At 73.3% G+C, this 9,538-nt stretch carries 8 protein-coding genes; all 8 read left to right on the forward strand.

Features of this window, described 5'->3' with window-relative positions; translation table 11 throughout:
- Window positions 1-56 precede the first annotated feature (56 nt).
- Entirely contained in the window at window positions 57-737 is a 681-nt protein-coding gene (locus tag B1H19_RS31735; protein ID WP_083108204.1) for a DUF899 family protein, read from the forward strand.
- Window positions 738-741: 4 nt separating this feature from the next.
- The gene (locus tag B1H19_RS38235; RefSeq protein WP_203237270.1) at window positions 742-918 is read left to right on the forward strand and encodes a hypothetical protein; all 177 of its coding nucleotides are present in this window, start codon (window positions 742-744) and stop codon (window positions 916-918) included.
- A gap of 387 nt (window positions 919-1,305) precedes the next feature.
- A complete protein-coding gene (locus tag B1H19_RS31740) occupies window positions 1,306-2,016 on the forward strand; it encodes a Crp/Fnr family transcriptional regulator (protein ID WP_083108206.1) in 711 nt (236 codons plus the stop codon).
- A 95-nt stretch (window positions 2,017-2,111) separates the two neighbouring features.
- Entirely contained in the window at window positions 2,112-2,963 is an 852-nt protein-coding gene (locus B1H19_RS31745) for a nucleotidyl cyclase domain-containing protein (RefSeq protein WP_083108208.1), read from the forward strand.
- 5 nt (window positions 2,964-2,968) lie between these two features.
- The gene (locus B1H19_RS31750; RefSeq protein WP_083108210.1) at window positions 2,969-5,491 is read left to right on the forward strand and encodes a hypothetical protein; all 2,523 of its coding nucleotides are present in this window, start codon (window positions 2,969-2,971) and stop codon (window positions 5,489-5,491) included.
- Window positions 5,484-6,545 (forward strand): hypothetical protein, encoded by a 1,062-nt coding sequence (locus B1H19_RS31755; RefSeq protein ID WP_083108212.1) that lies wholly within the window; start codon window positions 5,484-5,486, stop codon window positions 6,543-6,545. Before B1H19_RS31750 ends, B1H19_RS31755 begins: the two co-directional genes overlap by 8 nt.
- Window positions 6,542-7,093, forward strand: a complete 552-nt coding sequence (locus tag B1H19_RS31760) for a Pycsar system effector family protein (RefSeq protein ID WP_083108214.1) — start codon at window positions 6,542-6,544, stop codon at window positions 7,091-7,093. Before B1H19_RS31755 ends, B1H19_RS31760 begins: the two co-directional genes overlap by 4 nt.
- Window positions 7,094-7,169: 76 nt before the next feature.
- The gene (locus B1H19_RS31765; protein ID WP_083108216.1) at window positions 7,170-9,485 is read left to right on the forward strand and encodes a choice-of-anchor X domain-containing protein; all 2,316 of its coding nucleotides are present in this window, start codon (window positions 7,170-7,172) and stop codon (window positions 9,483-9,485) included.
- Window positions 9,486-9,538: the final 53 nt, after the last annotated feature.

The raw sequence follows: 9,538 nt of genomic DNA on the forward strand, positions 1-9,538 counted from the left end.
CTGCCCCGCGCCCTAGACTGGGAGGCCAGGGGGGATCGCCACCCCAGGAGGGCGCCATGCGGCACACCAGACTGCCCGGTGAATCGGCGGCCTACCTCGCCGCCCGGGAAGAGCTCCGACTGGCCGAGATCGACCTCATGCGTCACCGCGAACGGATCGCCGCGCAACGACGCGCGCTCCCGCCGGGGCCGGCCGTCGACGACTACGTCTTCATCGAAGGCCCCGCCGATCTCGCCGCGGGCGACGAGCCGGTCCGCGAGGTCTCCCTGAGCGGGCTGTTCACCGCACCGGACCGCCCGTTGATCGTCTACCACCTCATGTACGGCAAGAAGCAGACCGAGCCCTGCCCGATGTGCACCCTGTGGATCGACGGCTACAACGGCATCGCCCACCACATCGCCCGGAACATCGACTTCGCCATCGCCGCGGCCGCCGACCCGCCCGCCCTGCGGCAGCACGCCCGTAACCGCGGCTGGCATCGGCTGAGGCTGCTGAGCTGCGGGGACAGCACGTTCAAGTACGACCTCGGCAGCGAGGACGAGGACGGCGCGCAGGATTCGACCCTCTCCGTCTTCACCCGGGACCCCGACGGCACCCCTCGCCACTTCTACTCCGTACACCCCCGCCTGTCCGCCGATATCGACCAGCGCGGCATCGACCTCCTCGCCCCCGTCTGGCACCTCCTCGACCTCACCCCGCAGGGCCGCGGCGACTGGTTTCCGCGGCTGGACTACTGAGCGGATGCCGGGGCAGGGCCTGTTTGACGGGTGGGGCCTGTCCGAGGGCGCGGCCCCGGTCGGCATGAACCACGCCTTCATCTCCGGCTATCTGGAGGGCCTGAAGGCCGGCGGCGTGGCGGCGGTCCTCGCCCCGCCCCCCTGGGAGTGCTGCGTTCAGCTGGGTCCCGCCAAGGGCTGACGGCCGCCGCGGCCACCCCCGTCCCACCCTTCGGACTCGGCCCGTCGGCGGGTCGCGGGGTGGCCGGTTTTGGGGTGGTACGGGGGCCTCACGGAATGGCCAACTCCTTTTGGTGTGGCCCGAGTTGTCGGTTGAGGGGACGCCACGCGGGCCCCGTCGGGGAAAACCCGAGTTTTCGCCAAGCCTGTGGGCCGGTTGCTCCTGTGACCTGGTGCGGGTGGGGAGGAAGTGGCAGGGGTACGGGGCGTGCACACGGGCTAGCTGGTAGTTCGGCGACTACCGACTGGTATGCACAAAGTGGCGCAATTCAAGCCACTTGGAGTGCCGCTCTGGGACCATCGACACCTACGAAAATCAGCCGTTCTGACTGCCGTGGGGGGAGTGGCCATGGGGCTGCTCGGCGATGAGCTGGCGTTCGCGCGTGCTCTGACAGTTCAGGAAAACGAGAGCGTGATGGCCCTCGGGATCCGTAAGCGCTATCCCGCCGATGCCCATCTTCTGGCGGAGGGCGACCGGTCCCGCCACGTCCTGATCGTCCTCCAGGGCTGGGCCACCGTTTCCGTGTCGACGGACCGTGGCGCCACCCGGCTCATTCTCGGACTGCGGGGGCCGGGCGAACTCCTCGGTGAAATGGCCGCGTTGGACAGTCATCCGCGCAGCGCCACGGTGCGGGCGCTGGGCCCGGTGGAGGTGCAGCTCATACCCGGCGACGCGTTCCGTCGCTTTCTCGCCCTGCACCCCCGCGTCAGCGGCCTGGTGATCCGTCAGCTCACCTTCCGGCTCCGCAGCGCCGACCAGGAGCGGTCCGCGCTCGCCTCGCTCACCGTGTTGCAGCGACTGGCCAGCCGCCTCGCCGAATTGTCACGGCCCGAGCCCGCCGGCCCCTACGCCACCTCCCGGGTGGGCCCGTTGCACACCGGCACCGTCGTCCACCTCGCCCAGGACGAACTGGCCGCCACCGTCGGCGCCACCCGGGAAGCCGTCGCCAAGGCCCTGCGGCTGCTGCGCGCCCAGCACATCGTGCGCACCGGCAACCGGATGGTGGAGATCCTCGACCCCGCGCTGCTCGCGCTCCTCGCGGACGGCCATCAGGGGTAACGCCCCGCGCCGCCGTGTGTAAACGGCTACAGACGGCCTTCGTCCCGGGCCCGAAGCTGAGGGGGGACGGCAAGGAACAGGACAGGGGGCACGAGGTGGACCACGACGCGATGGAACTCGCCGAAGCGCGCTACGAGTTGGTGATCAGCGTCGACGCCCGGCGGTCCGGGGAGTACGACGACGTGGACAAGCCGCGGATGCGCGCCCGGATCTACCGGGTCCTGGAAGCGGCGCTCACCCACGCCAAGGTCGCGCGGGACGCAGTCCACATGGAGGACCGCGGCGACGGGGTGCTGCTGTCGGTGGCCGGCCGGATCGCGGTGACCCGGCTGCTCGGCCTGTGGATGGTCGAGGTGCACGAGAACCTGCGGGACGAGAACCGCGCCCTGCGCGTACCGCTGGGTCTGCGGGTGGGCATGCATGTCGGCCCGGTCCGGTACGACGACCGGGGCATCAGCGGGCGCGCGGTCGACCTCGCCTGCCGGCTGGCCGACTCGCCCGTCGCCCGGCAGCTGCTGGACGCCGAGCGGGCCGACCTCGTCCTGGTGGTCTCCCAGGCGCTGTACGAGGACGTGGTCAGCAGTGGCGGCAAGTACATCGAACCCGAGCGTTACGCACCGGCCCGGCTGGCGCTCAAGGAGGGCGAGGTCACCGCCTGGTTCCACCTGCCCGGGCGGGCCGCGCCGGCGATACCCGACGGTGCGGATCCGGGTGCCGGTGATCCGTCGGCGGTCGAGGAGACGTCCGGGACGGGCGCTGCTGCCTCGGACGGTGACCCGGAGGCGGACGCGGACGCGGAACTGTATGCGGACGAGGACGAGCGGCCCGGGAGTTCCGGTGCCCGGTACACCGTGCACGGCGATATGTCCCAGCACCGGGAGAACGTCTACCACCAGCCCGTACACATCGGACGGACCACCGGCGACGCCGGTCGGCGGAAGGGCTGAGGCAGATGGCCGAGGAGCAGCCGGGCGGCGCCGCCGAACCCGCACCGCACAAGGCGTCCGACGGACCGCCGCCCGAGGCCGGCAACAAGGCCAGGGGCGAGGACCGGGACGGCAAGGAGCGCGGCGAAGAGGGCAAGAAGGGGGACGGCGGCGGGGAGTCCGCCGACAGCGAGGCGGCGGAGAAGGAAAAGGAACGGGAGCGCGCCGCGGGGCGGTTCAAGGAGCACACCCGCGACCCGCTCGCCGGGGAGGAGAGCGAGGACGGGCCCACCGACCTCGCCGCCGCCTCGCGGGCCCGGCGCGCCACCCGGATGCTGTTCGACACCGGCCGGGACCTGAACAGCTTCGACCGCTCGTTCATCCAGAGCGCCCATATCGGCGACATCCATCTGCGGATGGACGCCCGGCAGTCCACCGCGGGGATGCGCAGCGGTCCGGTGCCCGACGACGAACTGCGCAGGCTGCGCCGGGTCCATGTGGAGCCGGAGGGGTATCTGCGGCTGCGCACCGCGCTGCGGGCCCGTCGGCTGCTGGTGCTCGGCGCCGCGCCCGGCACCGGACGCACCAGCACGGCGCTGTCCCTCCTCGACGAGGTCACCGCGCCCGTGGGGGAGGGCACCGAGTCCGGGGCCGGCCCCCGGGTGCTGCGGGTCGATCCGGACGGCGGGAACGGCGCGGACGGCGGGGTGCGCGGGCTGGCCGCCTCGCTGGAGGAGCGGCACGGCACCGGATACCTGCTCGAACTCGCCCTCACCACACCCGGTGCGCAGCCGCCGGACGCGATGGACCTGGACCGGCTGGCCGCGGCACTGGACGAGCGCGCCTCGTTCGCGGTGATCGTCGTGACGGTCGGATCGACGGCGAACCCGCTGCTGGCCGGGCGGTACGGGATGCTCTGCCCGCCGGTGCCCACACAGGAGTTGCTGACCACCCGGCTGCGCGAGCGGCTGGCGGACGCTGCCGCCGCGGCCGAACCCGGCGCGCCGGACGGCGGTGCACGGGTCGCCGAACTGCTGAGCCGGGCCGAGGAGTTGGCGGATCGCAAGGAGGTCAGGGACGCGGTCGGGCTGGCGGACCTGCGCCCCGCCGAGGCCGAACTGCTGGCCTCGCTGCTGGCCGGGCATCTGCTGGAGGACGTCACCTACGAGGAGTTGCTGGCCGGCTGCCGCAGCCTCGCCGCGGAACAGGCCCATGAATGGTTCGCCGGTGTGGACCGCGCGCTGGCCGTGCCGCCGCCCGCCACGGACGGGAGCACGGCACGGCGGCCGGGCACGGCGGCCCTGTTCCACCCGGTGGCGTTCCGTATCGCCCTCGCCGTACTGGGCGGGGCCTCGCACAGCGCCGTGGCCGCCGCCGCGCACCTGCTGACCTGGGAGCTGTCCGTACAGAGCGATCCGGACACCACCCCCGCCCGCCCGCTGTTCTGCGACGACCCGGAATCCGACCGGGCGCTCTCGCGGGCCGAACTGACCGACGGCCGGGTCGAGGTGGCGGGCGCCGAGGTGGCCGCCCAGCTGATCTGGTACCGCGGTGCCGCCCTGCCGTCGGCGGTGCTGACCGAGATCTGGGACCGTCACTTCCCCGTCCGGGCACCGGTCGTCCGCTGGCTGCGGCTGCTGGCCGACGACCCCCGCCCCCAGGTGTGGATGCGCGCCGCGGTGGCCGCCGGGGAGCTGTGCGTACGGGACTTCGACCACGGGTACGCGGAGCTGATCCGCCCGCTGGCCGAGGCGTCCACCCAGCGACGGAAGATCTTCGCGGCCACCACCATCGACCAGGCCGCCGGCCACGCCTCGCACCGCAAGGCGGTGCGCAAACTCGTCGACGACTGGAGCCGGTACGGGACCAAGTCCCTGCGCTGGACCGCGGCGATGGCGCTCGGCTACGGCAACGCCGCGGCCACCACCGACGACGCGCTCGACGCCCTGGCCCGGATCGGGGTGCGCGACGACGGCGAGCAGCTGGACGTCGCCTCGTTCAACGTCGTCCGCCTGCTGGCGCTCCCGGACAGCGCGACGGTGCTGCGGCGGATGGCCGAGTGGACCCACCACAAGCGCGAGGCGTACCAGGACCTCGGTCTGGTGACCACCGTCCGGCTCGCCGTCACCGACGTGGACGAGGTGCTGCACGATGAACCCGGCCCCACGTCGGGCGACCGCGGCGACTGGCCGCTGCCGCTCGCACTCGCCGCCGCGCGGCCCGAACTCGTGCGCCCGATGGCCGACTTGATGTGGACCGCGCTCAACACCGCGCGATCGCAGGAAGTGGCGATGGACGCGCTGGAGGCCCTGCTGCGCACCGCCGTGCGCAAGGACGGCACGCCGTGGACCCAGCCGGGTCTGGCGGCGCTGCTGCCCGCGCTGATGAGCGAGGGGCACGACCGCCGGCGGCTGGACTGGCTGCTGCGCCGCATGATGAACGATCCGGACAATCCGCTCCCCGACGCGCAGGCGCGCTCCTTGTGGTGGCTCGCCGTCGGCCCGCGGGACCGGACGGGTGAGAGGGACCTGGAGGAGAGCCATGGTTGAGCACGAGGACGCGGCGGTGGCCGGGGGAGCGGTCGGCGCCGGGCCGGCGGGCCCGTTCCTGCGGGAGTACGCGCCGGTGGGTCCCTTCCGGCACACGAGTGCCCGGACGGCCTCGGTGCTGTTCTACCGGAACGGCGGCTACAGCGTGGCCACCGTCTCCGGCATCCGGCACCACGACAAACGGGCGCTGGCCCGGCCGCACACCGTCTGCGAGATCGCGCTCGGCACCTTCGAGACGACGCTCCACATGGAGCTGCCGGCCGCGGGCGGCACCACGTTCTTCAAGGCCGAGGTGGACATCCACTGGACCGTCAGCGATCCGCATCTGGCCGCGACCGAGGTGGTGACCGATGTCGCCCAGCGGCTCACCGCCCCCACCCTGGAGCGGCTGCGCGAGGTCAGTACGGAATTCCCGGTGGCCAAGGCCGAACAGGCCGACCGCGCCATCACCCGCAACTGCGCCGGCGGGCGCTGGGACGACCTGGGCGCCGACCTCGGCCTGCGGGTGCGGCTGTACGTCCGCCTGCGGGTGGACGACAAGACGATCCATCACATGGACGGCATCCGCGATGCGCACGCCTCGGCGGAGCTGACCCGGGTGCACCAGAACACCTTCCGGACGATGTTGCAGGGCGGGGAACTGGACCAGCTCAGCTACATGTTGGCGGCCGAACCCGAGGCGGCCAAGGAGTTCCTGGAGAAGATCCGCCAGGAGGGCAGAGCCGACGAGAAGGAACGGGTCGACCGCCTCTTCGCCATGGTCGAGAGCGGCCAGATCCACTCCACCGACGTGGAGACCCAGGCGCTCCAGCTCCTCAACCGGGGCCGCCACAGCGTCCAGGGCCCCATCGGCGCGCTGCCCGCCCGCCGGGACACCCCGCGGCTGGAGCCGGGCGAGCCCGAGCCGTTCGTCCCGGACTGGGTGGCCGACGAACCGCCCTCCCGAGCGGGGCGCCCGTCCCCGTCGCACAAGGACGAGGACGACGGACCGGAGCCGCCGCGCCGTCGCCGCAGCCGCGACGACGGATGGTCCTGGGCGGAGGAGGACCGATGACCGCCGACGGCGGGGCGCACACCTCCCCCGATCCGGTCGTGACGGTGCCGGACGGGGGTCAGCACGGCCACGACCGGACGGGGGAGCGCATCGCCGAACGGCTGCTGAACACCGTCCGGGAGGACCTCGGGCGGGCCGACTCGAAGGCGGCCGTCCTGCTCTCCGGGGCGCTGGCGCTGCCCGCCTTCCTGATCGGGTGGCACGGCGCGCCCGACTGGCGCGGGCCCGCCGACATCCCGCTGATCGTCGCGGGCGTGCTCTGGGCGGTCGCGGTGACCGCGCTGGTCCGGGCGCTGATGCCGCGCACCACGACGGTCCGCACCCAGGACGGGGTGACGTTCTTCGGCGATCTGCTGCCTCCCCACGATCTGGCGCGGCTGTCCGCCGAGGTCGCCGAGGCCGGGCGCGATCCGGCCCGCTGGCTGCTCGTCCAGGCCGTGGACGTCAGCGCGATCCTGTCCGCCAAATACCGGGCCATCCGCTGGGCGGTGGGCGCACTGGCCCCGGCGGCGGCGCTGGCACTGGCCTGGAGTCTGACCACGCGCTGACCGGTGGCCGGCCCGCGCCGTCGGCGACGGCGCAGCACTACGCACACGACGCACGAGACGAAATAAGGGGACGGCCGTGGGAACAGTCAGCAGAAGACGGCGGGAACGAAGGGGCTGGGCGCGCCGCGGAGCGGTCCGTGTGCTGGGCGGCGCCGCGGTGCTGATATCCCTGCTGGCACCCGCCGGCCAGGCACCGGTGCCGGTGGCGGCGTCCGCACCGGCCTTCAAGGCGGTCAACTACGCGGTCGCCGTGGACGAGTCGGCCAGCCTGGCGCCCGAGGACATGAGGGCCGAGAAGGCCGCAGCGGCGCGCATCGCGGTGGGCGACGTCTCCTCGTCCTCGCATGTCACGGTCTTCGGCTTCGCCGCCGCCGAGTCCGCCGACCAGCGCGCGGTCGACCCGGTGTGCCCGCGGACCACGCTGGACGCGGCCGGGCGCGAGTCGATCGGCGGATGCGTCGGCAAGCTGCGCAGCCGCAGGAAGAACGAGGGCACCGGCACCGACTTCCCCAGCGCGATACGCCAGGGTGTGCACGAACTGAGCACCGGCACCGACCCGTCGACGCCCCGCGTGCTGTTCCTGCTCACCGACGGGGAGATGGACGTCACCGGCAGCCCCCAGTACGGCGACCCCGCGCACCGCAAGGACGAGGGGCAGCGGCAGCTGGACCTGGAGCTCAAGGACGCCGCCGCGCACGGCGTGCAGATCTGGCCGCTGGGCTTCGGGCCCGCCCCGGACAAGGCACAGCTCGACCACATGGCCGCCGGCGGCTACCAGAAGGGCTGTGTCGAACTGCCCTCCGCCCGCCCCCAGGCCGACAAGGTCTCGGGCGCCAAGGACGTCGGCCCGGTGCTGGAGAAGATCTTCGCCGCCGCGCACTGCCTGCGCTACGACCAGGGCACCAGCCAACGGCCGCCCGCGACCCTGGAGGTCGGCATCTCGCCGCTGGCCACCGTGGGCAGCATCGTCGTCGACAAGAGCGATCCCGCGGTGTCGATCACTTACTTCGACCCGAGCGGCCACCAGGTGCCCACCTCGGGTACCTCCCACAAATCGCACTTCGAGCTGGCGGGCGCCGATGACGCCGTCGAGGCGCTGAAGATCACCGACCCGGTGCCCGGCGTCTGGAAGGTGAAGGCCGAGGCCCCCGAAGGGCACCGCTCGCTGCCCGTCGGGGTCAGCGTGCTGTGGCAGGGCGAGCTGCGCGGCTCCCTCACCATGGATCCGCCGTCGCCGCAGGCCGGCCAGCGGGCCACGGTCACCATGCGGCTCCAGACCCGTGAGGGCTACGAGATCAAGGACCCGGCCGACTACGCGGGACTGCGGGTCCGCAGCCAACTGACCGGAGACGGCTTCGCCCCGCAGACGCTGCGGCTCACCGACGACGGCAAGGGACCCGACCCCACGGCGAGCGACGGCTCCTTCACCGGCTCCGTGACGATCCCCCAGAGCGCCAACGGGACGCTGAAGGTGAGCGGCACGCTGACCGCCTCCGGGCTGAGCGCCGACACCCGCAGCGAGAGCGGCCAGGTCGCCCCGGGCGTGCTCCCCGTCACCACCGCGCTCACGCTGCACCCGACGCCGACCCACCCGGGCACCACGCTCGCCGGCACCCTGGCCGTCCACAACGCCGGCAACAGCCCGCACACCCTGCGGCTGTCCGTCGCCGACCTCCAACCCGGCCTGCTCTCGATCAGCCCCGCCGAGATCACCGTCAAGCCCGGCGAGTCCGGCACCCGGAACGTCACGCTCGCCGTCGCCCCCGCAGCCGCCTTCGGCGACCGCCTCGGCGACGGCCTGCGGCTCGGCGGCACCGTCACGGTCGTCGACACCACCGACCACGACCGGCCCCTGGTGCGCTCCCCGCTCACCGTGCAGGTGACGCCGGAGCCCGGCGTCTGGGAGGAGTACTGGTGGGCGTTTGTGACCGCCGCCGCGGTGCTCGCGGTGGTCGTCGCGGCAACCGTCGGCTGGCTGCGGCAGCGCCGCAGCCGCCGCGACCCGTTCGGCTTGGTGCTCCAGCTGGTCTCCGAGGAGGGCGACGTCCTCGCCACGCACCCGGCCGGGCACGGGCACAAGCAGTGGTACGAGTTCGCCGTCGTCGAACCGCACCGCAGCCCGCGCATCGAACGGCGCAGCAACGGCCCGTACGCCGTCCAGCGCAGCCCCGAGGGCGGCGCCTGGGTGCGCAAGCGCGGCGGCGGCCGGACCAGGCTGCCCGCCCGCGGCAGCGTCCCGCTGACCGACGCGCTGAGTCTCTCGCTCGGCGAGGAGACCCGTACCCCCAAGGGCCGCCGCCCACGGCCGTCCCGGCCCGGGAGCCGGACCGCCACGGCTCCCACCGAGCCCACCGCCCCCGAGAGCGGGGGCGCCTACGAGTCGTACCGGTGAGGCGAAGGGCGGGCCGGTGCGGTCACCGGCCCGCCCCGCACACCGCGCCGCGG

The sequence above is a fragment of the Streptomyces gilvosporeus genome (assembly GCF_002082195.1).
GTDB lineage: Bacteria > Actinomycetota > Actinomycetes > Streptomycetales > Streptomycetaceae > Streptomyces > Streptomyces gilvosporeus.